Origin of the sequence: Mesorhizobium sp. M0145, assembly GCF_040322355.1 — a bacterium.
Classification (GTDB): domain Bacteria; phylum Pseudomonadota; class Alphaproteobacteria; order Rhizobiales; family Rhizobiaceae; genus Mesorhizobium.
Window position 1 is genome coordinate 161,079 of sequence record NZ_JAMYTK010000004.1, and the last position, 25,715, is coordinate 186,793.

A 25,715-nucleotide genomic window follows, 5' to 3' on the forward strand; every position below is an offset into this window, starting at 1 on the left:
AACACCCATGGACATGATCGCCGGACTGATCCAGACCTCCATTCTCGCCGGCGGCGTGCTGGCGCTGGCGGCGCTGGGCGAGACGCTCTCCGAGCGCGCCGGTGTCGTCAATCTCGGCGTCGAAGGGCTTATGGCGCTCGGTGCAATCACTGGCATCGCGGTCGTCGTCGCCACGCCGCACCCTATGCTCGGCTTCGTCCTTGCGCTTGCCGTCGGTTTCCTCGTTGGCTGCGTCTTCGCTCTTGGCACCGTCGTCGTCAAAGCGAACCAGGTGTTGTGCGGCCTGGCGCTGACGCTGATGGGCACCGGCATGGCCGCAACGATCGGTCGCGCCTATTCCGGCATGCCGGCGCCGGCGACCTTCGCGCCGATCGCTATTCCCTATCTTAGCGACATCCCGCTGCTCGGTCGCGCGATCTTCACGCAGAACATCCTTGTCTACCTGATCTACATCGTCCTGCCGGTTGTGCTGCACTACATCATGTTCCGCACGCGCCACGGGCTGAACATGCGCGCGGTGGGCGAAAACCCCGCGGCAGCCGACGCCGCCGGCATTTCGGTGCAAAGCATCCGCTTCTGGTATGTCGCCGCGGGCTCGGCGCTGGCGGCCGGCGCCGGCGCTTACCTCACGCTTGCCTTCGTGCCCTCCTGGTCGGAAGGCGTCGTGGCCGGCCGCGGCTGGATTGCCGTCTCTCTCGTCATCTTCGCAGGCTACCGGCCCCTCAACGCCGTGCTGGCCGCTCTGCTGTTCGGTCTCATCACCTCTCTCGGCTTCGTCGGCCAAGCACGCAACTGGCCGATCGCGGCGCCGATCCTGTCGATGCTGCCCTATCTCGGCACGATCGCCCTGATCATCGTGCCGGTGCTTGCCTGGCAGCGCATGCGCCGGGTAATGGCCGCGCCGGCTGCTCTCGGCGAACCCTATTTCCGCGACATGCGTTGAGACCATCATGCCCCGCCTGCTTGTCAAGAACATCGATCTGCTCGCCACCTTCGATGGTACGCGCCGCGAGATTTCCGACGGCGCCTTGTTGATCGACGACAACGTCATCGAAGCGGTCGGCACCACCGCGGAACTCAGTGCCTCCAGTGCCGACGAGGTGCTCGACCTATCGGGCCATGTGGTCATGCCGGGCATGGTGAACACGCATCATCATATGTACCAGAATCTCACCCGTGTGATGGCTCAGAACGACGAGCTGCTTGTCTGGCTGAAGACGCTCTATCCGATCTGGGCCGAGCTCGACGACGATGCCATAGGCGTCTCGGCGCGCGTAGCGATGGCCGAGCTCATCCATTCGGGCTGCACGACCAGCTCCGATCACCTCTACATCTTGCCCAACAATTGCACGCTCGACGCGACGATCGGTGCGGCCCGCGATATCGGTCTGCGTTTCCACGCTGCGCGTGGAGCCATGTCGCGCGGCGAAAGCCAGGGCGGCTTGCCGCCGGATCGCTGCGTCGAAAAGGAAGAGGATATCCTGAAGGATGCCGAACGGCTGATCGGCAGCTATCACGACGCGTCGCGACATTCGATGAGCCGAATCATCCTGGCTCCTTGCTCGCCGTTCTCGGTGACTCCGGAGTTGATGCGCGATGCGGCATCGCTGGCGCGCAGCCACAAGGGCGTGAACCTGCATTCGCACCTTGCCGAAGAGCTTTTCGAGGAGAAGTACTGCCTCGAAATCTATGGCAAGCGGCCGGTCGAGTTCGCCGAATCCGTCGGCTGGCTCGGTGACGACGTCTGGTTCGCCCACTCGATTTTCATGACCAGCGACGAGATCGACCGCTTCGCCGAAACCGGCACCGGGGTCGCCCATTGCCCGTCGGCTAACATGCGCTGCGGCCAGGGCATCGCGAAGATCCGCGAGATGCTTGACAAGGGCGTGAAGGTCGGCCTTGGCGTCGACGGCTCGGCCTCGAACGACACGTCGAACCTGTTCATGGAAGCGCGGCTGGCGCTGATGCTTCAGCGTGTCGCGCCGCACCACTACCTCTCCGAAAAGCCCGGCGGCCGCGGCGGTTTCGGCGGCACGCCGACGGCGCTGTCCGCGCGCGAGGCCCTCGAAATGGCGACGCGCGGCGGCGCTGCCCTGCTCGGTCGCAATGACATCGGCCATCTCGCGCCCGGCATGTGCGCCGACTTCATCGCGGTCAAACGCAGCCAACTCGGCCTTTCCGGCACCGAGCGCGACCCGCTCGCCGCGCTGGTGCTTTGCGGACCCTTCAAGGTCGACTATTCCTACATCAACGGCCGGCAGATTATCGCGAGAGGTGACTTCGCCTCTTTCGATGTCGAGGCGGCGATGGCCGACCACCGGGCTGTGATGGACCGCATCTATCGGCAGTGAGATAGCACAGGAAGGACGCAACAATGACCATTAAGCGAGCTGCGGAGCAGGCGGCCCTCGATCAATGGTATTGCATTGACGCGCTGAACGAGATTCCGGTCGGCACGATGGCGAACCGGCTTCTGGGCATCGATCTGTTGGTAGCCCGCGATACGGCAGGCGCGGTCAATGTGTCGCGTGCCGGCGACGGCAGCCAAGTCCCGGCCAGGGAACGCTACGGCTATCTATGGATCACGCTCGGCATGCCGGCCGGCGATGTGCTGTCGATCCCGGAGGCCTATGAGGACGATCGCCGGCCTGTCGTTTGCGGAGCGATCGCGGTAAAGGCGTCCGGCCTGCGCATCGTCGAGAATTTCCTCGACATGGCGCATTTCCCCTTCGTCCATACCGACATATTGGGCGCCGAGCCGCACACGGAAGTGCGGCATTACACAACCGAAATCCGCCGCGACGTGGATGAGGTGTGGGCGACCAACTGCGAATTCTTCCAGCCGCAGGCGGCACTCTCGGCGACCGGCGGCATCATGACCCAATACATGTACCGGGTCGCCAATCCTTTCGCGGTGATGCTCTACAAGACCTGCCCCAACGCGGCTACCCGGTGGGACGTGATCTGTCTGTTCGTGCAGCCCCTCGATCCGGACCGCTGCCGCGCGCACCCCGTCATGTTCCTGATCGACGACGTATCGACCACGACCGAACTTGTGCAGTTCCAGCAGCTTATCTTCCTGCAGGACCGCATCATCCTGGAGAACCAACGGCCACTTCTTTTGCCGCTCGAGCCGCGCGCGGAAATCCCGACGCGGGCCGACGGCTCGTCGATCGCCTATCGCCGCTGGCTGAAGGAGAAGGGCATCACCTACGGCACGACGGCGCAAGCCGCATGAGCGGCAGCCCTTCCGCTATTGTCATCGGCATCGACGGACGGGCAATCGCGCTCTGGCGCTTCGCGACGGCAGTGCGTAGCTGTTCTTCGGCGGAGGACAGGTGAGCGACCTGAGCGGCAAGACGCTTCTGGCCAGCGGCTTTCACGCTCCGGAGCGCGGGCTCGTGGAAGAGTTGCGCCATGCCCTGATCGCAATCGATCAATCAGGCATCATCGCCTCGGTGCTGCATCCGCATGATGCCGGCTATGACGAGGCGCTGGAGGCCGCGCGCCGAACCGGTTCGCTGGCGACCTTGCCGGCGCAGAGTTATCTGCTGCCCGGCTTCGTCGATCTTCACGTGCACGCGCCACAATATCCGCAGCTCGGCCGGGCTCTGGACGTGCCGCTCGAGGCCTGGCTCCACAAACACACGTTTCCCCTGGAGGCGCGCTACGCCGATCTCGCCTTCGCGCGGCGCAGCTACGGCCTGCTGGTCGACGACCTGATCGCTAACGGCACGACCACAGCGCTCTACTTCGCAACCATCCACCAGGACGCGACAAGGCTGCTCGTCGACATTTGCCTCGAACGCGGGCAACGTGCGCTGGTCGGCAAAGTGGCGATGGACAATCCCGATGAGTGCCCGGCCTATTATCGCGATACCTCGGCGGACGAGGCCATCGATGGCACGCGCGCTCTGATCGACTACGTGCATGGGCATCCAGACAATGCCACGGGACGGGTAAAGCCGGTCATTACGCCGCGCTTCATCCCCTCCTGTACCGACGCCGCCCTCGAAGGGCTCGGCACGCTTGCGCAGGAATGCGGCTGCCATGTGCAGACGCATTGCTCGGAGAGCGACTGGGCGCATGGCTACGTGCTGCAGCGCCACGGGATCAGCGACACGTCTAGCCTTGATCGCTTTGGCCTGCTGCGCGCCGGCAGCGTGCTCGCGCACGCCAATTTCATTACGCTTGCCGACATGGAGACGATCCGCGTGCGCAAGGCGGCCGTGGCGCACTGCGCCGTCTCCAACGCCTACTTCGCAGGCGCCGTGTTCCCGTTGAGGGCGGCCCTCGAGAAGGGTGTCAAGGTCGGGCTCGGCACCGACATTTCCGGGGGACCGAGCGCCTCGATGTTCGATGCGATGCGCGCGACGGTCATGTCGTCGCGCATGCTGGAAACCGGCACCGACCCGGCGCTAGCGGCCGAGACGCGCGGCACGGCCGGAACAGCACGCGTCGACTTTCGCGAGTCCTTCCACCTGGCGACGGCAGGCGGTGGCGCGGCACTCGGCTTGCCTGTGGGGCGATTCTCGCCTGGCTACCATTTCGATGCGATCCTGGTCGACACCGCCGCGCCCAGAGGCACAATTCACCTGTGGGACGAACTCGACGACGGCGACGGCATCCTTCAGAAGATCGTCTACTCCGCTTCCAGGGCCAACATCGCGTCGGTCTGGGTCGGCGGGAGAGCTGTTCTCGCCTAAGCGGACGGGAGGCTGTGCCGAGAACCAGGAATCTTCCCGTGTTATTCCTTACGGTCGGGGCACGTCATGGATTTTGATCAGTATTCGCCGACGTCGATAACAGCCTGGGCAAAGGCTTGCGGGGCTTCTTGAGGCAAGTTGTGGCCGATACCGCCGGTGATGATCCGGTGCGTGTATCTGCCCGAGAATTTCTTGGCGTAGGAACTGCTGTCGGGATGGGGTGCGCCATTGGCATCACCCTCAAGGGTAATGGTCGGCACTGTGATCACGGGAGCTTCGGCCAGCCGGTTTTCCAGAACGTCATATTCCGGCTCGCCCTGTGCCAGCCCGAGCCTCCAGCGGTAATTGTGAATGACGATGCTGACGTGATCGGGGTTGTCCAGTGCTGCGGCGCTGCGCTGGAAGATGTCATCGTCGAAATCCCACTGCGGCGAAGCGAGTTGCCAGATGAGTTTGGCGAAATCGCGCGTGTATTTCTCGTAGCCGGCGCGGCCGCGATCCGTGGCGAAGTAATACTGATACCACCATTGAAGCTCCGTCTCCGGTGGCAGCGGCACCATGCCGACCTGCTGATTTCCTATGAGATAGCCGCTCACCGAGACGATCGCCTTGCAACGCTCAGGCCAGAGCGCGGCAACGACATTGGCCGTTCGAGCGCCCCAGTCGCAGCCGGCGATCGTGGCCTTTTCGATCCCCAGCGCATCCATCAGGGCGATCGTATCCACGGCGAGCGCCGACTGCTGGCCGTTGCGCATCGTCTCGTCCGACAGGAAGCGCGTAGTGCCGTAGCCGCGCAGGTAGGGCACAATCACGCGGTACCCCTTTGCGGCAAGCAGGGAAGCGACATCGGCGTAGGTGTGAATGTCATAAGGCCAGCCATGAAGCAGGATCACTGGGGCACCTTCGGCGGGCCCCAGCTCCGCATATCCGACGCTCAGATTTCCGGCATTGACCTGCCCGAGCGAGCCGAATGATTTCTGCGTGGTTTGCGTAGCAGATGCCCTCGCCTCGACCGTCCTAGCGGCTGCCGCCTTTGCCGGCACGCTCAAGCCGAGTTCGGTGGCGGCGAACGTCACTGCCGCAGCACCAACAATGCGTCGGCGGCGATGATCGACCGTCTCGGGACCCTTACTCGCATTCATGATGAAGCCTCTGTAATGACCAACAAGCAGGAACGACCGGACCCGCCCGCCTCATCGGCCGACCGGAAATGTTGCCTATTTCGATGGTGACTGCGGGCGGCGGACCAACCATTGTAACCACTCGGCCAGGAGGCAGTGCGGCGAACTCTGATTGAATGCCGGTCAGGTCAAGCGTTTCCTCGATTTCCCTCCTCAGAAATTCGAGACTTAGGCCGTCGCCGCGCTTGGAAGCGGCTGGATGTAGCATCCGAAGGAACGGCAGCATGAGAATGACTCCTGATCTTCTGTTTGGGCGAGAGGACATGTTGCATCTGATCTTATGCTCGAAGTCGCCCTCGGCTTCAGACGAGGCCCTCGCGATCCATTGCGATGCGCACGGCCGGTCGGGCAGCCATTCGGACGCGAAGGGCTTGCAAAGGCGCGGGAACAGGGACGTGGAAGCGGGCCGCCCAAAGCAGCATCACGAAAAGATAAAAATCCGCGACGCCGGGTTTGTCGCCGAACAGATAGTCGGTCTCGAGCCCGTCAGCGAAGAACTCGAGTTGGCTCGTAATCGTCGCGCTCGCCCTGGCCTTTTCGGCAGCGCTGCTTTGGTGCCACATCGGCTTGAAGCTTCGGTGTATTTCAGTTGAGACATAGGTCAGCGCTTCGAGAAGGCGGGTACGGCCCAACGGCCCCGCCACTCCCAGTGGCGGGTATTGCGACGCAATCCAGTCGAGGACGGCGATATTTTCCGTCAGCGTTTCGCCGCTATCCAGCACGAGGGCTGGAACATAGCCCTTGCGCGTGACGGTTGTGAAATCATCCCCGGAGCCTGTCCGTTTGGTCTTGAGGTTCACACTTTCGCGCTCGAAGGAAACACCGGCCTCTTCCAGAGCGATGTGGTCCGCCAGGCTGCAGGCGAGAGGGCTGTAGTAGAGTTTCACCGCTTTTCCCTTTTCTAAACCCGATTGAATCCCGCAATTGGTCGTCGCCGAGCGAAAAACCTGCCCCGCGCCACGCGAGACAACCGCTCCAGAAACTCGCACTTGGCGGAGACGACGACTACGACACCGACAGCTAGACGTGCCTATGCCGAGGTATGGTCGGGGTGAAGTTCTGGATCGCCGTGCGCAATGCTGGGACGTATGCCAGCTCAGCGGCCAACGGTTATCTGGAGGAATCCAGAACCTTCCATGATGGCAACATCGCCGGCCCGGCCAGTCCTTCGCTCAGGAAATCCTAAACGAAAGTATTGGACGCACGTGCCGTTGGCACGATGGCTCACACCGGCCTCGGCCGGCATATTCCGCGCGGCACGAGCAGACTGGAAACGCGAAAGCCGTGGTCTGCTTTTGCTCGATTGCCACCAACGCGATGACGCAGCTTCCGACAATAGGAGTCGCCATCATGGCCGACCTTTCCGAAACCTCCACAGCCGAGCACACATTGCGCGTCGAAGCGCCCGCCGCGATCGAGGTCGACGTCTCCTCGCTGACGCCGGGAACGTCGCTGATCGTCGACTGGCACGGCAAGCCGGTGGTCGTGCGCAACCGCACCGAAAAAGAGAGGAAGGACGGCCAGGCAGTCAGTCTCGCCGAGCTCAAGGATCCAATTGCCCGCAACGCCAATCTGCCGGCCGATGCGCCGGCAACCGACGCCAATCGAACTATGCCGGGCAAGGAAGCCTGGGTGGTGATGATCCAGGTCTGCACCCATCTCGGCTGCATCCCGCATGGTCAGGAAGGCGATTTCGACGGCTGGTTCTGCCCCTGCCATGGTTCGCAATACGACACCGCCGGCCGCGTCCGGAAGGGGCCGGCACCCGAGAACATGGCGGTACCGGTGTTCCAATTCGTTTCCGACACCAAGATCCGTATCGGCTGAGGCAAGGGCATTTCGATGAGCGGCGACAAACACTCGACCTATACGCCCAAAACCAGAATCGAACGTTGGTTCGACGCCCGCCTGCCGCTGCCGCGGCTGGTCTATGACAGCTTCATCGTCTATCCCGTCCCGCGCAACCTGAACTACGCCTATACGTTCGGCGGCATTCTCACGATCATGCTGGTTTCACAGATCCTGACCGGCATCGTGCTGGCGATGCATTACGCTCCTGATACGGGGCTGGCCTTCAACTCGGTCGAGCAGATCATGCGCGACGTGAATTCGGGCTGGCTGCTGCGCTATCTCCATTCCAACGGCGCGTCGTTCTTCTTCATTGCCGTCTACATCCACATCTGCCGCGGACTCTACTATGGTTCGTACAAGGCGCCGCGTGAGCTGCTGTGGGTGCTCGGTTGCACCAATCTCCTGCTGATGATGGCGACGGCCTTCATGGGTTACGTGCTGCCTTGGGGGCAGATGTCGTTCTGGGGCGCTACTGTCATCACCAGCTTCTTCACCGCAGTCCCACTGATCGGCGACTGGCTCCAGCAGCTTTTGCTCGGCGGCTTCGCGGTCGATAATCCGACGCTGAACCGCTTCTTTGCGCTGCATTACCTGCTGCCATTTGTGCTTGCGGGTGTGGTGACCTTGCACATATGGGCGCTTCACGTCGTCGGCCAGAACAATCCGACCGGCATCGAGTTCAAATCGAAAACTGATGTCGTGGACTTCACGCCCTATGCCACCGTCAAAGATGCCTTCGGCATCCTCGTGTTCCTGTTCTTCTTCGCCTATTTCGTTTTCTACCTGCCGAACTACCTCGGCCATCCCGACAATAGCAGCATCGCCAATCCGCTGAAGACGCCGGCCCACATCGTGCCGGAATGGTACTTCCTGCCGTTTTACGCGATCCTGCGGGCCATCACCTTCAATATCGGGCCCATCGATTCCAAGCTCGGCGGCGTGCTCGCGATGTTCGGCTCGATCGCGGTGCTGTTCCTGGTGCCGTGGCTCGACACCTCGAGGGTACGCTCGGCGGTCTATCGGCCCTGGTACAGGGTGCTCTTCTGGCTGTTCGTTGCCAATGCTCTCTTTCTCGGTTGGCTCGGCTCCCGGCCGGCGGAAGGCGCATACGTCGTCATGTCCCAACTGGCGACGCTTTACTATTTTGCGTTCTTCATCATCGCCATGCCGGTGCTCGGGCTGATCGAAAAGCCGCGACGGCTGCCGAATTCGATCACCGAAGCAGTTCTCGAAAAAGACAAGGCCAGCGGCAGAGGCCCGATCGCCGGGCCGGAGACCAAACATTGAACTTGGCATCGCGGTGATCGTTCATGAGCTGGTGGAACTCTCCTCTGGTCTACCTCGTGTTGCTCGGCCTCGCCGGGATCGTCGTTTGGTCCCTCATCCCCAGACGCTTCGCCAATGCGAAGCTGCTCGTCCAACTCGGCTTTTTCCTCGCGATGTCGGCCATGGTTCTCCACCTGCGCGTCGTGCCATACGAGGCCGCAGGAGACAACGAGACAACCGGAGGAGCGATCCTCATCGGCTCGGTCAAGCTGCTCTGGTGGGTTCACCTTGCCTGGGCGCTGATCGGATTTGTCCGTATCTATCTCGTCTTTGAGCGAAAGCCGCGCGAGGCACGTCTCCTGCAGGACGTCGTGGTCGGTGTCGTCTACGCTGGAATGTTCCTGTCGATCCTGGCGTTTGTCTTTGCAGTGCCGGTCGGAACGCTCATTGCCACGTCGGGCGTCTTTGCCGTCATCCTGGGACTGGCGCTCCAGAATACGCTTGGTGACGTATTTTCGGCGATCGCGCTAAACCTCGGCCGCCCTTACGTGCTTGGAAACTGGATCATTCTGGGCGACGGAACCGAAGGCCGCGTTGTCGAGACCAATTGGCGGTCGACTCAACTCCTGACCCCGACCCACAATGTCGTCGCGCTGCCAAACAGCCTTCTCGCCAAGATCGGGGTAACAAATTTAAGCGGTCCGGACGAGAGCCATGGACTTGCCGTAACCGTCAAGGTGGTGCCAACGAAGACGCCGGCGATCATCGTAGACCTCATGCGCACTGTCTTGCTGAGCTGCAATTCAATCCTCCAGGAGCCTTCGCCTTCGGTCACCATCAGAAGCCTGGATGCCGCAGCTATCGAGATCGAGTTGTTTTTTCGCGTCGCAAGTATCGACCAGCGAAGTGCCGCTCGGAACGAAATCTTCGATCTCATTTATCGCCATTCAAAGTCGACCGGCATGCTGCTGGCGGAGCCATTTTCGGGCTCGATTGCCATGACCAACCGGCCGGGCCACGAGACGGCGGCCTCCCAAGGCTTCACCCCGATCGAACTCATCAATTCCATACCGGTATTCTCGGCGCTAACGGATACCGAGCAGGAGTCGCTCGCCAAAGCGGCCTCGGTTCGCACCTACCATAAGGGCGAAATCATCGCACGACAGGGAGAGATGCTGCCGTCGCTCATGATCGTACGGACGGGAGTCATCGTCCGGCAAATTGGCGAGGGCGATGATCAACTGCAGGAGATCGGCCGGCTTGCACCTGGCGATTTCTTCGGCGAGACCGGCTTGCTCGCGGGCATTGGCGAGATGTCAAGTTTGCGGGCAATGACCCCCATCACGGTTTACGAGATAGACCAGGAAAGCTTTGCGCCGCTGCTGCACGACAGGCCCGAAATGGCCGAAGATCTTGCCGCGACCCTGTCGATGAGGGTGTCGGCTTTTAATGAAAGCGGCATCGCCGGACAGCACCACGCGGGCTCCAAATTCGCGCTCCTCAAAGCCATTCAGACAGTCTTTCGCGCCGCTCCGTTCAAGCGCGTTCGGGCACCTGGCTGATAAGGCATGCAGAAGGACAGAGATCCATGACCATCCGCCAAAGCGATATCACAGGCATCGATACACTCATCCAGCCGGCTATCCGTGATTTTGCGGACGGACTGAAGATAAGGCGCGTATTGCCGTCCTCGAATCGCCTGATGATCCGGCCCTTCATCCTGTTCGACCATTTCGGCCCCACTATGTTCGACGCAGGTCACGGTTTCGATATGGGACCACATCCGCATATCGGCATTGCGGCCGTGACCTACCTGATCGATGGCGAGATCGTCCATCGCGACAATTTGGGTAAAGTGCAGACCATCCGTCCTGGCGAGGCCAACTGGATGACGGCCGGGTCGGGCATCGTCCATTCCGAGCGCACGCCACCGGACGTTCTCCGACATGGTCTATGCCGAAATTGTGCTCACGAGCGGTGCGCGCTACCAGGTGAAACCCGAACACCGTGAGCGTGCGATCCACATCGTCGCCGGTGAGGTTGGAATTGCCGGCCAGCTCGGTACGTTTCATGAGGCCGAATTAGTAGCTCTGGCGCCCGGCGCTGAGATTGTGCTCCAGGCGCCTGCCTTCCATGCGGCGAGACTGATGCTGATAGGAGGTGAGCCCCTGGCCGAGCCACGTCATATCTATTGGAACTTCGTCTCCTCTTCAGCCGAACGGATCGAGCAGGCAAAGGCGGATTGGCGCGAACGCCGCTTCCCCGGCGTGCCGGGAGAGCACGAGCTCATGCCTCTGCCAGATGGCAGCGTGTGAGGGATAAGGCAGCGGATGGTGACCTCAGCGCCGCGACAGCTTTACGCCGGGTGGCGCAGGCAGACCACTACGACATCAAGTAGAGATCGTTCATCGTTTCCTCATCCAGCAAACCGTCGAACCAGACGTCGAAGATTGTCTCGAGCAGGAACTCGTCGTTGCTTGCTTCGGAAAACAGCGTCAGGGACGCGTGCAACTTCTTCGCATCAACGTCACCGAAGACAGCGCGAGCGCTTAGGCCGGAGAGCCGTTGCAGGGTGCCAACGCATTCCCGATAACGGCCTCCGAGGATCGGAAATGACAGATAGGCGCTGGCTTCGTCGAGCGATGTGATTGCATATGGCTCAGGCGCTGCACCACTTCGCCTTGTGGCCAACCTTGGGAAGATGAACTCCATATAGGGAGTGCACATCATCCCTCGACGTAGAATGGCCAGCGCGTCGTCGTAGACCGGATCCTGTGCGCTGACGAACCTCTGCAAATCATACTCGTCAGGCATTTGGATAGATCCTTGGGAAACCCTCAACATTGGTGCCCTGACTAGCCGTCGACGACATCTGCATAGTCCGGGTGCTTGGCGAAAAAGCGGCTCATGAAGGGACATTTCAAGATCGCTTTACGGCCGGTTTTGCGGAGCAGTTCGAAGGTCCCTTGGGCCAATCGCGACGCGATCCCTTGTCCGGAAAATTCCGACGGGACTTCGGTGTGTATCAGCGCGACCTGCCCGCCCTCGAGCCGATAGTAGGCCGCCGCAAACATATCGCCGGCGATCGGCAGCTCGAAACGGTGCTGTTGGACGTTTTCAACGACTTGTGCATCCATCTCTATCTCTCGATTGTATGTCACGTCTGTCACCGGGGGGAGATTGGCCGGCCGCTATCGCACCGCAGGCAACCGCAGAGTGACGGTCGTGCCTGCCCCAAGTGTGCTCTGAATAGCGATGCTTCCGCCTGACTGCTCGACAAAGCGCTTCACCATCGGCAAACCGACGCCGCCGAGGCCTTCGCTTTTGGTGGTGAAGAACGGATCGAAGGCGCAGACCATCGTCTCGCTGGTCATCCCGAGACCGTTGTCCGCGACACGGATATCTACCTGACCGGCGGTAGAGCTTTCAGAGGCCAAGCCGGCATCGATCGAGATGAAACCGCCGTCAGGCATTGCATCGCGCGCGTTGAACAGAAGATTCAGAACCGCATTTTGCAATCCAAAGCGGTCGCATCTCACCAAAGGCAGGTCGGATCCAACCCGAAGCTCAAGATCGAAATTGGCATCCAAGGCGCTCCGCACGAGGGTTTCGATCTCAGCCAGGCAAGCACCTACGTTTGTGCATTCGATTTCCGCGTGGCTCTCTCGGGCCAGGCTGATGGTTTGCCGGACAAGGTCCCCAGCCCGTTCCAAAGCCGTTTTGGCGCCGGCAATTACAGGCCCAAGCGCCGGAGCCGCTTGGATGCTCGGATCGCGGGCCAGGTGGTTCAACGCCGACGACGCGACCTGAATGAGATTGCCCAGGTCATGGACGATGCCGGCCGTCGACATTTGCACGGACATACTACTTCCAGAACCATCGGGCGGGCTGTCGAAGACATCTTCTTTTATGTCCGGACGAAACATTTCATGCCCCCGCTTGGCTCAGTCGACACCCATTTGCTTCAATACGCTATAATTCACGGCATTTATTTTCCATTATATCTAAGAAGGCTCCGATACATACTTCTGTATATCCAAACGATAGACCAAGTTCTATTGATAACCGATTCCGCTGATGTAGTTGGCAAGCAGCCGTTCCTGCAGTTCCTCTTGTTTGAAAAGCGCCTTCATCGCATCACGGATATCGAGGACGCCTAGCGGTTTCGAGTCAGCCCCTAGCACCGGCACATTCTGAAGGCCTTGCGCGGCCATGGTCTGCCAGACTGAATGAAGGTCGTCATCGGGACCACAGGACACGATGGACGTGCTCATCAATGCCGCAATCGGCGCTTCTGTTGGCCCTGAATTCGCCAGATGGCGGACAAGGTCGGACTTGCTCAGCACGCCTGCCGCCTCCCCACTGCCGTGGCACACCACGACCAGGCCTATTGCGGGCCTGGAAAGTGAGAGTGCTGCACTGCGGAGTGGAGCGTCGACATCAATCACCATGAGACGGGCCGATATTACTGGATGCAGACTGTCAATGCGCATGACGCCCTCCTGAGAGCGCCTCGCGGCCGCGGCCGGGAGGCTGAGATCGGTTCCAGTGTTGGTCGCCGAGCTCGGCGCCTTCGCCTGGCCGGTCAGAATGGCGCGCAAACAAGCGCCATTCTGACCCGTTCCAAAGATTAGCTCAGTGCTGCTTTGCTCAGGCCAAACTTCGCATCCCCCGAGCCCGGGACGGGTTTGAAGCCGATGTTCAGACGGTTCCAAGAATTGACCGCCATGACAACGAAGGTCAGATCGGAAATTTCCTTCTCGGAAAGCTGCGACCTGACCCGATCGTAGATCTCGTCGGGGACACCCTGCTCGGGCAGCTTGGTCAAGACTTCCGTCCATGCCAAGGCTGCGCGCTCGCGAGGAACGAACAAGGTCGAATCCCGCCAGGCTGCCAGGTGGTAAAGGCGCAGTTCGCGCTCGCCATGGATCTTCGCCTGTTTGACGTGCATATCGAGGCAGAAGGTGCACCCGTTCAGCTGCGCGGCTCGGACTGCAACAAGGTCGCGGATCGGTTCTTCGATCGACCCCTCTCGCGTCGCACCAAGAAATTCAATAAATTTCTTCAGAAGTTCCGGCGACTGCTCCGCATAACTCGCGCGTTGGGCGACGGCTTTTCCTTTCGGAGCGACCGGTGACGCTGCAATATTCATTACTTATCTCCTTGAGGTGTTTGCGATCCATTGCAGCGTAAGGATGACCGGTGAGACGAACTGTTGCTATCGTGCCGATGATATGTATTGCCACTCGATTGGGTTGGGGCGCCTAAACCGAAGTATAGGAGGTGGAAATTGGCACCTGACCGCTGCCCCCGGCAATTCGCTTTGGCGCAGGCATGCGACGGGCGCACAGCGTTTGGGTCACTTGAAGGGCGAGGCTGAACCGACCGGTGTCGATAGAACCTGGATCGAAACTGCGTTCACTCTTCGAAGGGAGCGTTCATCACAAGATCAACTGCCGAAGTCGCCTTGTAGCCTGAAACAAAGCGCTCGCCGAAGTCCCGGGCAAAGTTGTCGTAGGTGGTTTCCGGCCTGACCTCGGCGATATGGCAAAAGCATCGCGTCATCCGTCGCTTCATTTGGAGGCGTGGAAACTCACCGATGATCTTTGCAATCTCGGCTGACGAAATGAGGCTGTATTGCAAGCCGACGACATCGAGACAGATGCCGGCTGTGCAAAGCGCCACCTCAGCCTCCTTGTAGAGGCCGATTGACGGCGTCGAGTTGAGGGCGACGCTGTCCCAGATCAATTGGGCGCGCCGCTCGTCGAAGCCGCCCTCCCGAACGAAGGTGCGGGCAAGATCGGCGCCTTCCACTTCGAAACGGCGCGGCCCGGCGAAGTCCTCATTGAGCGTGACGTCATGCAACAGGGTTGCAACCGCAACAACCTCCGCGTCGTGCTGGATATTCTGAATCTGTCCGATCCGGGCCGCGAAAAGCCAGGATCGGACCACGTGGTTGAACAGGTAGGGTTCACATCGAGCGCGGGCATGTTCGATCGCTCGGCCAACAAGCGGAGTATCGGGGACCAAAATCCCCGCAAGTGTGCGGATGGCGATCGAATTCATGTCACTGACCGTCCCTTCGCGTACGCCCCGATGGTCCCGGGGGCTACGATTTCATTTCGCGTTCGTCGTCAGTTCCGTCTCGCTGGTGTCGACGACGAAAATAGCAAGCAGACGAGCGCCTTCCGTCTTGCTGGCGTTTTCGCTGACGGCATGACGGTCGCCAGGGAATTCCGAGAAACTCTCGCCGGCGCGATAAGTCTTCACCGGCCCGTCGTTGACCTGGCTTCGGATCGCCCCCTGCAGGACCGTGGCATAGATGAACGCGGATTTGGGATGGGTATGAGCCGGCGACGTACCCCCAGGCGCGTACTCGACGAGCACGGCTTTCATGCTCTTGCCGGGCACGTTTGGAAGAGCCTGGTCGTAGACAAGCTTCACGCTGGCGGCGTCATTGGCCATTGCTGCGGTGACGGAAGCGGAGGTGAGCGCGGCGCAGAGAAGTGTTTTGATCATGTCTGGTCTCCTTGTTGTGCGAATGGCGGGCCTATCCGATGATTACTTACTTCGGTGGTGTGTATCGGCTGAGCCAATCATCGAAACGCACGGCGCCGATGCGCGCGTTCTCGCCGGGCACCAGCGTTCGATCGTCGATTGCCACTTGGCCGTAGTAGAGCGCGCCGGGATCCGGGACGACTTTGCGCGGGTCGTTGGTGGCCTTCAGGAAGCGCTCGACAAGTTCGCTCATGCGAACACGCTCCGGGCCGGCAATTTCGATCATGCCGTTCAACGGCGCGGCAAGCGCGACGTCCGCCATCGCATCGGCAACATTATCAGCCGCCATGGGTTGGAAGTAGGCCGGCGACATATGAATGGTATCCCCGACGGCGCCCGTGTTTGCGATGGCGGCGGTGAATTCGAAGAATTGAGTGGCGTGAACGATGGTGTAGGGAATTCCGGACTCCCTGATCAGCTTTTCCTGAAGCAACTTGCCGCGGAAATAGCCCATGCCCTGCAGCCGGTCGGTACCGACGACCGACAGCGCCACGTGATGACGGACGCCGGCGGCCGTTTCGGCGGCAAAAAGATTACGCCCGGATGCCTCGAAGAACTCCAGGGCAGCCTTTTCCTCGAACGACGGCGAGTTCGCGAGGTCGACGACGACCTGCGCACCGGCAAGCGCGGCCGCCAGACCCTCTCCCGTAACGGTGTTGACGCCCGAATTCGGCGACGCCGCAAGCACGTCGTGTCCTTTGTTTCGCAGTCTCTCCACGGTCTTTGAACCGATCAGCCCGGTTCCGCCGATGACGACGATCTTCATGTCTGGTCTCCTGGTGTTGCGTGTCTATTTTCGTTGCTCGATCGGATGCTGGGCGTTTCCGGCCTGCTACTGACTGACCGATGCAGCAGCATCCTCGATGAGTGACGTGACCTCGTCGGGATGCGAAACCATGAGCGCGTGGGACGCACCCTCGATGACGACGGTCTTTACCGCGTGCGCACGCTTGGCCATGAAGCTCATGACGGCTGCCGGGATGTTGCGGTCATCCGAGCCGTAGATCATGTAGGACGGCAGCGTCTTCCATGAGGCGACGCCCGAGGCTTCAGCCAGAGCCGCCTGCGCAACAGGGCGTTGAGTGGCAGCCATCAGCAAAGTCTGCTCTTGCGGAACGTCGGCGGCGAACTGGGCGCGGAACTTGGCCGGCTCGATGAAGAGGTCTTGTCCGCCGTCCGGCAACGCGACGGGAGCAAGCGCGCTCCCCAAGGTGCTGCCGGGAAACATGCTGGACAACGTAAGGCTCGATTCGCCGGTATCCGGCGCGAAACCCGCCACGTAGACCAATGCCTTCACATTGGGATTGCCATTGGCGGCCTCGGTGATGACAGGCCCGCCGTAGGAATGCCCCACCAGCACGACCGGCCCGGAAACCGACCGGACGATGGCTGAGACTGCTGTCGCATCGCTGGCAACGCCGCGGAGCGGATTAGCTGCGGCTATCGCTACATAACCGTCTTTGCTGAGCTTGGTGATGACTGCATCCCAGCTCGACGATTCCGCGAAGGCGCCGTGCACCAGCACGATCGTCGGCTTGGGCTGAGAATTCGCGGCCTGCGCCATCCCGCCGCCCGACGCGGCAAGCGCTGCGGTGAGGGCCAGGACTCGAGTTATGTTTCGCATTTGCTTTCTCCCGTGTGGCCTGTGGTGACCAATGCTCAGGAGAATGCGCCGACGCGGCCCGCCAACCTATTGTGCGGAAGGGTCTGTCATACAATGCCAAGGTGCAGGGTAGGTCACCAGGGAGATCAGGTGCCCTGCAGCATGATTGAGCTATCTATGCGGGTGTGCATTGTCGGCGGTAGCCGGAACAGACACTGAGGGCGCGCGGCCAGAGAGTTGTGTTTGCAAGACTTCGCTGCCGCCGTGGCGAGAACCTGGCGCGGTCGATCCGTTGAGCGCTGGTGAGCCGGCCGGATCGAACACGGCGGCAAAGCCTCCTCTCGTCAACGACATAGTTCCTGGCCTTCGGCCCGCATCGCCCAATGCCTTGGTATGAGTCAAACAGCCGGACCGTCTGATCGTGTCGCTGCGTCACGACATTTATATTTGCATGTGTGAATACCATCCAAACTATCAATGGAGTTACTGAAATGAAAATGACAGTCCTTGCTGTCGCCGTGTTTGTTATTACAGCAGGAAGCGCCACTGCCGGAAGCGACCACTATGGATCAAACGGAGCCCAGCAGCCTGCGACTGCCTCTGACAACATGTATACATCCTCGATCCAAAAAATGAACAACGATATCGGGGTGCCGAAAACCGCACGCAAGCCGACTGTTCCCAACGATGAATATGGCCAGGGCATCTGGGGTCACTGATCCCGACCTACAGAAAAATTTGAAGGACCGGGGCGTGACCTCGGTCCCTCCGCCGTATCGGCGAGCCGACTTCTCTCTTGCGCGTCGATCCCTGCAATGCGACTTGCCATTTACGTGGCTCAATTTGCACCACGTCGACAAAACGTCTCGCCTCCGACCTATTTGGCGGGATTCGTGCGGCAGCTTCCCGGAAAATCGTCGTGAGGAAGACCGATTGCTCCGGCGTTATTCGCCAGTCTATTGGCGCGACATCGCAGTCGTGGCTCAGAGCACTGCCATCCCGCCGTCGACCCGCAGATTGATGCCCGTGACGAAACTGCTCGCGTCCGAGGCAAGGAACAGAGCAGCTTTTGCCAGCTCTTCCGGCTGCCCCATCCGGCCCAGGGGTATTGCCTCCGCCATCGCCTTTTCAAACAGCCCGCGCTGCTCAAACGGTACGCCTAGCTTATCGAGAATAGCCGTATCCACCGGACCTGGGCTGAGCACGTTGACCCGGATGCCGCGAGACTTCAGTTCGATCGCCCAACCGCGCGCAAAGGCATTTATGGCCGCCTTCGAGCCCGCGTAAACAGCATGACCGTCCAGAACCTTCTCGCTGGCCAGCGAGCCTGTGAGGATGATTGCGCCGCCATTCCGCATGACCGGAATCAGCTTCTGGACGCCGAAGAAGACGCCCCGCGTATTGACGGCAAATTGCGCATCATATTCTGCCTCGGAGACGTCGGCCGAGTGCGTGATGGTGTTTATGCCGGCGTTCGCCATATAGATGTCGAGCGCCCCGAACCTCTGGCGGATCTGTTGCGCTACCTCGTCATGGTGCGACACGTCGGCCACATTTCCCTGAATGCCCAGCGCGCCTGCCCCGATCTGTGCGACCGCTTCCTCGACCGCCTGCCGCCGGCGGCCGGTAATGACGACTTGCGCGCCCTCGGCCGCAAAGATTTTTGCAGCCGATAGTCCGATCCCGCTGTTTCCGCCGGTGACCACTGCGATCTTGCCCGAGAGTGCGCCCATTTCGTTCCTGCCTTCGAAAAATAGTGCCGGTGCTGCTGCGATAGTCGCAACTGCTCGCCAAGAAAATTTCACGCCGAATTGAGACCGCCAAAATGAGCGGCAATCGCAAACGGCTACCGATTGATAAACTCCCGGCGCTTAGCCAGTTTGACGTCTTGGAGAGCGCTTTGGCCTTCAAGGCAGAACAAGCGCGCGGCGGCGACCCCCGACAGCGCGACGTAGTGTCGAACGCCGGCGATCGCCTCCGCGCTGCACAGGCGCAGTTGCCCGAGTGGCAGCCGTGGCGCAGCATATGTTTCGCGCCTCTGCCAGCGCTCCAGCTCGATGGCGCAGTGGTTCGGTTCCACAATCCGGGACATGAGCCGACAGAACCAGCATTCAGGCCACCGCTCGGCTATGCGAGCGCACAAGGTTTGACCTGGCGCGCCACCCGAAATGCGGTTCAGGGCGCGCGAAATATTGCCAAAGGTGGTCATCGGCGGCTCCAAGGAATTGCGGAGAACATGCGGTCGTGACTGAGGGCGTGCTATCCTTTGATGAAGGCGAGCAGGTCAGCATTGACCTGATCTTGGTGCGTGGCCGTGATCCCGTGGGGCGCGCCGGGGTAATAGATATCCTTTGCGCCTTTGATCAATCGGGCCGACTTGACTGCCGAGTCCTTGACGGGGACGATCTGATCGTCCTCGCCATGCAGGACGAGGGTTGGTACGTCGAACTTCTTGAGGTCCTCGGTAAAATCGGTCTCGGAGAACGCCTTGACGCTTTCGTACGCGTTCACGAGACCCGCCTGCATGCTCCAGAGCCAGAACTGATCCAGAGTCCCCTGGGAAACCTTGGCGCCTGGCCTGTTCGCGCCATAAAACAACGGTGCGAGGTCCCGGTAGTACTGCGAACGATCCTTGACGAGGCCAGCCCTTATGCCGTCGAATACCTCGATCGGCAGACCTTCCGGATTGGCCGGCGTTTTCACCATGATCGGCGGAACAGCGGCGATAAGAACAGCCTTGGCCACCCGCTTCGTCCCGTGCCGTCCGATATAGCGAGCAACCTCGCCTCCTCCGGTGGAATGGCCGACCAGCGTGGCGTCCCGGAGATCCAGCGCCTCGATCACGGCTGCAAGATCGTCCGCATAGCCGTTCATGTCGTTGCCGGACGTGGCCTGGCTCGATCGGCCATGGCCGCGCCGGTCATGCGCAACGACCCGAAAGCCGTTATGGGCAAGAAAGAGCATCTGGCCGTCCCAGGCGTCGGAATTCAGCGGCCAGCCGTGCGAGAACGTGACGACAGGACCCTTGCCCCAATCCTTGTAGTAGATTTCGGTGCCATCCTTGGTCGTGATGGTGCTCATCGTCTTGGTTCCTTTGATTGAGGGGAAAGAGGGAAGGTTTTGTTTTCGGCTCGTTGCCGAAGCAGCGCGGGGCAGTCCGGCGGCTGCCGTAGAGATCAGGCCTGCCAACAAGACATCGCGGCGAGATCCGCCGACGGAGAAAAGTCCGTCTTTGTTCATCATATCCATCCATGTGCTTTGAGCATCCTGCTCACCATCACGACCGTCGAGTCGGCCTGTGCGGTCGCGTTCGGGGAGGAGCGAGCGAGGAGCGGTAGAAACGCGACGGTCGTGATGGCTTGCGAGGAACAGGATGCATCGATCCGGGCCGCGAACCTATTCTACGGAAGCATCTGTCATACGATGCCAAAGTGCAGGGCAGGCACGCCGAAGATAGGGCCGGGCTGAGGCAAGCTCTTATAGACACACGTCAATTTAGGCTTGGGTAGCGGCGCGGGGACCGACGCGGCATGGCCGGCGTCAGTTGCTGTTGCATGAAATGTTGCGACTTTGTCGGTCAGACTGGCGCCGCCAAAGGGCGCCGCTCAGTGGTAACCGATGTTTGGCGCGGCCTTGCCGCGAAACACCAACAGGACCACCGATGTACATCGGGATCACCCGCAGCAGCACGAGCGTACCAACAGGCAGGAGGCCTGGGCGCGCTGAGAAAGCACCTGAAATGGCCGGGCGCGCCGGGCGATCCTATTGGATGGGGCATGGATCGGCTTGTGCCAAAATCTAGACCTCGCGCATCGGCGCGGGCAGCGTTTCCCACGCCCGGATCAGCTCACCGATGGAAGCGGCTTCCATCTTGCGCATGACATTGCCGCGGTGAAGCTTGACCGTCACTTCACTGATGCCGAGGTCGAAGGCGATCTGCTTGTTGAGGCGTCCGCGCGCCACTTCACGCAGGACCTCGCGCTCGCGCGGCGTCAGCGTCTCGACGCGCTCGATGTTGCGCTTGACGATCACGGCATCCGCCCGCCGCTTGGCATCCACCGCAATGCCGGCGATCACAGCGTCAAGCAGCGTCTGATCCCGCACCGGTTTGGTGAGAAAGTCCACGGCGCCGGCCTTCATCGCCTGGACAGTCATCGGGATGTCGCCATGCCCGGTCAGGAAGATAATGGGTTTGGGGTTGCCGTTTTTCGCAAGATGGTGCTGCAGATCGAGACCGCTCGTCCCCGGCATGCGCACGTCGAGGATCAAGCAGCCGGGGCTCTCCAACACGTCGGCGTCAAGCAATTCACGGGTTGAGGTAAAGCACACCGGCAGGAAACCCGCCGACAGGATCAATTCAGACAGCGCCTCCCGAACAGAGGCATCATCATCGACAATAATGACCAGCGGCTGCTCGGCTTCAGCCCTTCGCTGCTGTGATGACGGCGTCGATCTCGGTAAGGGCAATTGGTCAACTCTCATGTTCAGCCTCCGTTTCTGGGTTGCGCAAAGCGTCGCCGATCGCCGCAAGCAGTGCCTGGCCATCGAACGGCTTGCGGAAAAGCCTGCCAATGCCCTTGGCGCGGTGCTGATCCACTATCTCGTGGCGGCCGGTGATCAGGAACACAGGCAGATCCGGACGCGCCTTCTTGACCAAGTCGCGAAGTTCAAAGCCGTCCATGCCTGGCATCCCGATGTCGGTGATAAGCATGTCCAATCCAGACAGGCCGCTGACCAGCAACGACCCTGCCGACGAGAAGCTGCGGGCCACATAGCCGGCGGACTCCAGAAGGTCCTCCAGCGACTCGAGCAGTCTTGGGTCATCGTCGACAATCGCCACGACAGGCCTCCGCTTGCTCACCCTCAGTTCCCCCCTGCCCGGCGCGAGTGCGTGATCGGTATTCCCAATCGCTCGGCGATGCGAACGAGGTCGGCGAGCGACGCCGCGACCATCTTCTGCATGACGTTCCTTCTATGAATTTCCAGCGTAACTTCGCTGATCCCCAGTTCAGCGGCCGCCTGCTTGTTGAGCAGACCACTGACCACCAGCGGCAGCACCTCACGTTCGCGCGGCGTCAGCTCGAGATAACGTTGCTTCAACACGCCCAGCTCGGCGCGCTCCGATCGCTGTACCCGATCCTGGGCAATCGCCGCATGGATTGCGGCCATGAGGTCTGCATCGCTGAAGGGCTTAGTCAGGAAATCCACGGCGCCGTGCTTGATCGCACGCACCGAGGACGGGATATCGCCATGTCCCGTCAGGAAAACGATCGGCGGATGATCGCCCTCGGCAATCTGCCGCTGCAGATCGAGGCCGTTAATATCCGGCAACTCGATATCGAGGATGAGGCAGGCAGGGACGTCCGGCTTGTCAGCGCGGATATAATCGCCCGCCGATCCGAACGCTAGGGCACACATGCCGTGTGTAGCCAGCAGCTCACTGAGCGCCTCCCGGATGCGTTCATCGTCATCTACGATGAAGACAATTTGGCCGTCCGTCGTCATGACGCCGCTTTCGCTTCAATCGGCAACGTGAAGATAAACGTCGCTCCACGTGGTTCGTTCTTCTCGACCCATAAACGCCCGCTGTGCGACTCGATGATCGAACGGCAGATCGCCAGTCCCATGCCCATCCCTTGCTCTTTCGTGGTAAAGAACGGTTCGAATATCCGGTCGGGAAACGCGACGCCCCGGCCGCGATCTCTGACTTCCGTCTGGACAACATCCCCGATATGGCGCACGCGGATGCTGATAACTCCGTCATCCGCACCAGAGTCCATCGCCTCCATGCCGTTGCGGATGAGATTGACCAGAACCTGCTGGATTTGGACGCGATCGAACGCGACTAGCGGAATGTCGCTTCCGACATCAACGCTGGTGCGAACGCCCCGACGCATCGCTTCCTCGGCCACGAGGTCGCGTGCCTCTGCGATGACACTGCTGAGCGTCGCATTGGTCCTCGTCTCGGTGGATTGCTTGAACAGCGCGCGGATGCGGCCGACGACGTCCGCCGCCGAATTAGCGTCCCGGATTATGCGCTCGGCCGTAATCTTCGCGCGTTCGACGTTCGGAGGGGCGGCGGACAGCCAACGGTGGCATGCATGGGAATTGGCGACGATCGCGGCCAGCGGCTGATTCACCTCGTGCGCGATCGAAGCGGAAAGCTCGGCGAGACTTGCAGCCTGAGTGGCTTGCGCGAGTTTGTCGGAGGCTTGTCGCAGCGCTTCCTGGGCGCGCACCTCTTCGTCGATGTCGAGGGAAACCCCGTACCATTGCACAACCGCCCCGTCTTCATCACGCCGCGGCTCCACCCTGCACTCCGCCCAGCGATAGCCATCTGTTTCGCGCCAGCGAAACCGCATCGCGGAACCGCCGCCTGTTTCGAAACAGCTCAGCAACGTGCGCAGCACCTCGGGAGCATCTTCGGGATGAACCAGTTCTTGCAGCAATTCCTCGATGCGCGGCTCTCCGAGTGTTTCGAAATTGGCGATGACGGCGCGGAAATGGTCCTGGTATCGCTTGTTGAAGTAGACCGGCCCGCCGGTCGGCACCGCGCTCCAAATGCGGACCGGCACAGCGTCGATCATCTGCTGAAGCTGCAATTCGCTCCGCCGCAGGGCCTCTTCGGCTTGCATCTGATCGTCTATGTCGTGACAGAGACCGTACCACTGCGCGATCAGCCCAGCGTGATCGTGCATCGGCTCCGCCCGGCTCGACATCCAGTGATAGATGCCATCGGCGCGGCGCAAGCGATACCTCATGGAGAAGCGCTCACCGGTGGCGAGGCAGTGACTGAGCGTATCGCCGAATGCTGCTGCGTCGTCCGGATGGACGATGGCCGCTATCATCGCCGCCAGCCGGCTGATGCCCTGTTTGTCCAAATCCGTTACGTCAAGGCCGAGAAAGTCGACCATTCGCTTGTTGAAAAAGGTCGGCTCGCCGTCCGGCGTCAGGCGCCAAACATGGCTCGGAACCATGTCGACAAGCTGCGAGAGCTCCCGCTCCCGGTCGCGTAATGCCTCCTGCGCGCGCACCTCATCGTCGATGTCAATGCTGGCCGTGTACCATTGCACGATCGCCCCACTCTGGTTCCGCAGCGGCTCGGCGCGGCCCTCCCTCCAGCGGTACACGCCGTCCGCGCGACGCAGGCGATACCTTATGGGATAGGGTTCGCCGGTGGCGAGCGAGCGGCTGAGCCATTCTCTCATCCTGGGTCCATCGTCGGGATGGACGGCTGCCGCGACCACGGTCGCCAGGCGGCTCGTGCCCGGCTTGTCCCAGTCCGCGATGTCGTTGAGGCCGATATAGTCTGTCGTGCGTTTGCTGAAGAAGGTTGGTTCGCCGTTGGGCGCCATACGGGCGATGTGAGCGGGGATCATTTCGACCAGCAACGAGAGTTCTCGCTCCCGCTCCCGCAAGGTCTCCACACTTTGGCGCAAAGTGAGCACCGCCGCCTGATGCTGCCTGGAAATGGCGGCCACGACGAGCGCCGAAAATGCAGAGATGGCCAGAAAAAGCTGCAGCATGATCTGGTTGTGCTTCTGGGACTCGGGATCGCCGGCAAATTGGCTGGCGCCGGATATCGTGAATACCGCCGTGATCAGAGCGAGAACGGTCAATGCTACGGCGGCGCCTCGGAACTCAAAGCGCACCGCGGCCCAAAGAAGAGGCGGCATGATGATGTAGGCGAAGGGCAGATAGCCGCTCAAGGAAAGGGCGGCGGTACCAAGAAAGATCAGCCCCAGGACGCAAGCTTCCATCCACCGCGCCGCCGAGAGCTGCGCCTTGCCGCGCCAGTTCTGGAACACGACCAGCGCCAGTGGCGCTACGATCAGGACTCCCGTCGCGTCTCCGATCCACCACAGCGGCCAAGCCGTCGCAAAGGTTTGCGATTGTATGCCAAACCACGAAAGCGCCGCACTTCCCACCGTCGCGCTTGCAACTGGCGCAACTCCAGCGGCCAGTGCGACGAATGCGAGAACGTCCCGCAACGTTTCCAGCCGAACTGGGCGCTTGCAGGTCTGGTTCACAAGCCATGCGCCGGCCACCGCTTCAAGAGCGTTGCCGGCAAAGATCAGGAAGGCCGCGGGCAGCGGAGTGTGGAACCACAAGAAGTTGCTGAACAGTTCTGCCACACAGGCCCCCAGCACCCACCACGGCCAGCTATACCTGGAGGCGAAGACAAGCGTAGCGATGAAAAGCCCGCTCGGAGGCCAAATGGAAATCCCTGTTCCAGGTATGATTGCGAGCGACTGGGCGAAGCCGCAGCCCAGGACATAGGCCGTAATAAAAAGCCCCAGATGTAAGAATTGGGGACGGTGCGACCAGACGCGCGACAACCTGCCTCTTTCAAGATCACTGATCATGTTGCCGCGAATCAGGCCCGGTTCATTCGTCGCGAAAGATCGGCCACTTCCCGGTCCGGATCGGTCCAAGTCATGCGTTAACGCGCGCGTTGCGCTGGAATCGGTCTCGCCAAGTGAGTTGGGCGCTATCGTCATCGGGTGCCCCTGACGGACAAACAAAATCTGGAGATTGTCGGCGCTTCGT

26 protein-coding genes and 1 pseudogene are annotated in these 25,715 nt (G+C 60.9%); 9 read left to right on the forward strand and 18 right to left on the reverse strand.

What is annotated here, in order from left to right:
- Window positions 1-7 precede the first annotated feature (7 nt).
- The 4 genes from NKJ28_RS09805 (at window position 8) to guaD (ending at window position 4,706) form a co-directional block, all read left to right on the forward strand.
- The gene (locus tag NKJ28_RS09805; protein WP_023674225.1) at window positions 8-943 is read left to right on the forward strand and encodes an ABC transporter permease; all 936 of its coding nucleotides are present in this window, start codon (window positions 8-10) and stop codon (window positions 941-943) included.
- A gap of 7 nt (window positions 944-950) precedes the next feature.
- A complete protein-coding gene (locus tag NKJ28_RS09810; RefSeq protein ID WP_023674224.1) occupies window positions 951-2,351 on the forward strand; it encodes an 8-oxoguanine deaminase in 1,401 nt (466 codons plus the stop codon).
- Between the two features lie 23 nt (window positions 2,352-2,374).
- Window positions 2,375-3,238, forward strand: coding sequence for an aromatic ring-hydroxylating oxygenase subunit alpha (locus NKJ28_RS09815; RefSeq protein WP_023674223.1), 864 nt, complete (start codon window positions 2,375-2,377; stop codon window positions 3,236-3,238).
- Window positions 3,239-3,338: 100 nt separating this feature from the next.
- Window positions 3,339-4,706, forward strand: a complete 1,368-nt coding sequence (guaD, locus tag NKJ28_RS09820; RefSeq protein WP_023674222.1) for a guanine deaminase — start codon at window positions 3,339-3,341, stop codon at window positions 4,704-4,706.
- 77 nt (window positions 4,707-4,783) lie between these two features.
- Here guaD and NKJ28_RS09825 read toward each other — a convergent pair whose 3' ends face one another.
- The gene (locus NKJ28_RS09825) at window positions 4,784-5,848 is read right to left on the reverse strand and encodes an alpha/beta fold hydrolase (RefSeq protein WP_023674221.1); all 1,065 of its coding nucleotides are present in this window, start codon (window positions 5,846-5,848) and stop codon (window positions 4,784-4,786) included.
- A 341-nt stretch (window positions 5,849-6,189) separates the two neighbouring features.
- Window positions 6,190-6,774, reverse strand: coding sequence for a glutathione binding-like protein (locus NKJ28_RS09830; RefSeq protein WP_352635277.1), 585 nt, complete (start codon window positions 6,772-6,774; stop codon window positions 6,190-6,192).
- Between the two features lie 430 nt (window positions 6,775-7,204).
- Here NKJ28_RS09830 and petA point away from each other — a divergent pair, with 430 nt between their 5' ends.
- The 4 genes and pseudogenes from petA to NKJ28_RS09850 all read left to right on the forward strand — a co-directional run bounded on the left by petA (window position 7,205) and on the right by NKJ28_RS09850 (window position 11,319).
- Complete coding sequence (gene petA, locus NKJ28_RS09835) at window positions 7,205-7,714, forward strand: ubiquinol-cytochrome c reductase iron-sulfur subunit (protein WP_023674218.1); 510 nt, start codon at window positions 7,205-7,207, stop codon at window positions 7,712-7,714.
- A gap of 15 nt (window positions 7,715-7,729) precedes the next feature.
- Window positions 7,730-9,025 carry a cytochrome b gene (locus NKJ28_RS09840; RefSeq protein ID WP_023674217.1) on the forward strand — a complete coding sequence of 432 codons (1,296 nt, stop codon included), beginning with the start codon at window positions 7,730-7,732 and terminating at the stop codon, window positions 9,023-9,025.
- Between the two features lie 23 nt (window positions 9,026-9,048).
- Window positions 9,049-10,566, forward strand: coding sequence for a mechanosensitive ion channel family protein (locus tag NKJ28_RS09845; RefSeq protein ID WP_352635279.1), 1,518 nt, complete (start codon window positions 9,049-9,051; stop codon window positions 10,564-10,566).
- 26 nt (window positions 10,567-10,592) lie between these two features.
- Window positions 10,593-11,319: pseudogene (locus NKJ28_RS09850) on the forward strand (pirin family protein).
- A 67-nt stretch (window positions 11,320-11,386) separates the two neighbouring features.
- Here NKJ28_RS09850 and NKJ28_RS09855 read toward each other — a convergent pair.
- The 9 genes from NKJ28_RS09855 to NKJ28_RS09895 form a co-directional block, all read right to left on the reverse strand.
- Window positions 11,387-11,818 (reverse strand): DUF1810 domain-containing protein, encoded by a 432-nt coding sequence (locus NKJ28_RS09855; RefSeq protein WP_352635281.1) that lies wholly within the window; start codon window positions 11,816-11,818, stop codon window positions 11,387-11,389.
- A gap of 41 nt (window positions 11,819-11,859) precedes the next feature.
- The gene (locus tag NKJ28_RS09860; RefSeq protein ID WP_023674211.1) at window positions 11,860-12,141 is read right to left on the reverse strand and encodes a GNAT family N-acetyltransferase; all 282 of its coding nucleotides are present in this window, start codon (window positions 12,139-12,141) and stop codon (window positions 11,860-11,862) included.
- Between the two features lie 54 nt (window positions 12,142-12,195).
- On the reverse strand, window positions 12,196-12,930 hold the full coding sequence (locus tag NKJ28_RS09865) for a sensor histidine kinase (protein ID WP_352635283.1): 735 nt from the start codon (window positions 12,928-12,930) through the stop codon (window positions 12,196-12,198).
- Between the two features lie 129 nt (window positions 12,931-13,059).
- Window positions 13,060-13,497 (reverse strand): CBS domain-containing protein, encoded by a 438-nt coding sequence (locus NKJ28_RS09870; RefSeq protein WP_031211084.1) that lies wholly within the window; start codon window positions 13,495-13,497, stop codon window positions 13,060-13,062.
- A 137-nt stretch (window positions 13,498-13,634) separates the two neighbouring features.
- On the reverse strand, window positions 13,635-14,156 hold the full coding sequence (locus NKJ28_RS09875; RefSeq protein ID WP_023674208.1) for a carboxymuconolactone decarboxylase family protein: 522 nt from the start codon (window positions 14,154-14,156) through the stop codon (window positions 13,635-13,637).
- Between the two features lie 266 nt (window positions 14,157-14,422).
- Window positions 14,423-15,070, reverse strand: a complete 648-nt coding sequence (locus tag NKJ28_RS09880; RefSeq protein ID WP_023674207.1) for an HD domain-containing protein — start codon at window positions 15,068-15,070, stop codon at window positions 14,423-14,425.
- A 51-nt stretch (window positions 15,071-15,121) separates the two neighbouring features.
- Window positions 15,122-15,523, reverse strand: coding sequence for a cupin domain-containing protein (locus NKJ28_RS09885; RefSeq protein WP_023674206.1), 402 nt, complete (start codon window positions 15,521-15,523; stop codon window positions 15,122-15,124).
- Between the two features lie 46 nt (window positions 15,524-15,569).
- Complete coding sequence (locus NKJ28_RS09890) at window positions 15,570-16,328, reverse strand: SDR family oxidoreductase (RefSeq protein ID WP_023674205.1); 759 nt, start codon at window positions 16,326-16,328, stop codon at window positions 15,570-15,572.
- Window positions 16,329-16,394: 66 nt separating this feature from the next.
- Window positions 16,395-17,186: an alpha/beta fold hydrolase gene (locus NKJ28_RS09895; RefSeq protein WP_023674204.1), complete on the reverse strand. Its 792-nt coding sequence runs from the start codon at window positions 17,184-17,186 to the stop codon at window positions 16,395-16,397.
- A 470-nt stretch (window positions 17,187-17,656) separates the two neighbouring features.
- Here NKJ28_RS09895 and NKJ28_RS09900 point away from each other — a divergent pair, with 470 nt between their 5' ends.
- Entirely contained in the window at window positions 17,657-17,884 is a 228-nt protein-coding gene (locus tag NKJ28_RS09900; RefSeq protein ID WP_352571370.1) for a DUF680 domain-containing protein, read from the forward strand.
- Between the two features lie 264 nt (window positions 17,885-18,148).
- Here the strand turns inward: NKJ28_RS09900 and NKJ28_RS09905 are convergent, their stop codons facing one another.
- The 7 genes from NKJ28_RS09905 to NKJ28_RS09935 form a co-directional block, all read right to left on the reverse strand.
- Complete coding sequence (locus tag NKJ28_RS09905; RefSeq protein ID WP_023674202.1) at window positions 18,149-18,898, reverse strand: glucose 1-dehydrogenase; 750 nt, start codon at window positions 18,896-18,898, stop codon at window positions 18,149-18,151.
- Between the two features lie 113 nt (window positions 18,899-19,011).
- The gene (locus tag NKJ28_RS09910; RefSeq protein WP_023674201.1) at window positions 19,012-19,374 is read right to left on the reverse strand and encodes a hypothetical protein; all 363 of its coding nucleotides are present in this window, start codon (window positions 19,372-19,374) and stop codon (window positions 19,012-19,014) included.
- A 50-nt stretch (window positions 19,375-19,424) separates the two neighbouring features.
- Window positions 19,425-20,405 carry an alpha/beta fold hydrolase gene (locus NKJ28_RS09915; protein ID WP_502899049.1) on the reverse strand — a complete coding sequence of 327 codons (981 nt, stop codon included), beginning with the start codon at window positions 20,403-20,405 and terminating at the stop codon, window positions 19,425-19,427.
- A 558-nt stretch (window positions 20,406-20,963) separates the two neighbouring features.
- A complete protein-coding gene (locus tag NKJ28_RS09920) occupies window positions 20,964-21,647 on the reverse strand; it encodes a response regulator transcription factor (protein WP_031211078.1) in 684 nt (227 codons plus the stop codon).
- On the reverse strand, window positions 21,637-22,026 hold the full coding sequence (locus NKJ28_RS09925; protein ID WP_031211076.1) for a response regulator: 390 nt from the start codon (window positions 22,024-22,026) through the stop codon (window positions 21,637-21,639). Before NKJ28_RS09925 ends, NKJ28_RS09920 begins: the two co-directional genes overlap by 11 nt.
- A 2-nt stretch (window positions 22,027-22,028) precedes the next feature.
- Window positions 22,029-22,670 carry a response regulator transcription factor gene (locus NKJ28_RS09930; RefSeq protein WP_023674196.1) on the reverse strand — a complete coding sequence of 214 codons (642 nt, stop codon included), beginning with the start codon at window positions 22,668-22,670 and terminating at the stop codon, window positions 22,029-22,031.
- The gene (locus NKJ28_RS09935; protein ID WP_352571427.1) at window positions 22,667-25,504 is read right to left on the reverse strand and encodes a sensor histidine kinase; all 2,838 of its coding nucleotides are present in this window, start codon (window positions 25,502-25,504) and stop codon (window positions 22,667-22,669) included. The genes NKJ28_RS09930 and NKJ28_RS09935 overlap by 4 nt, the downstream gene beginning before the upstream one ends.
- Between the last annotated feature and the right edge of the window lie 211 nt (window positions 25,505-25,715).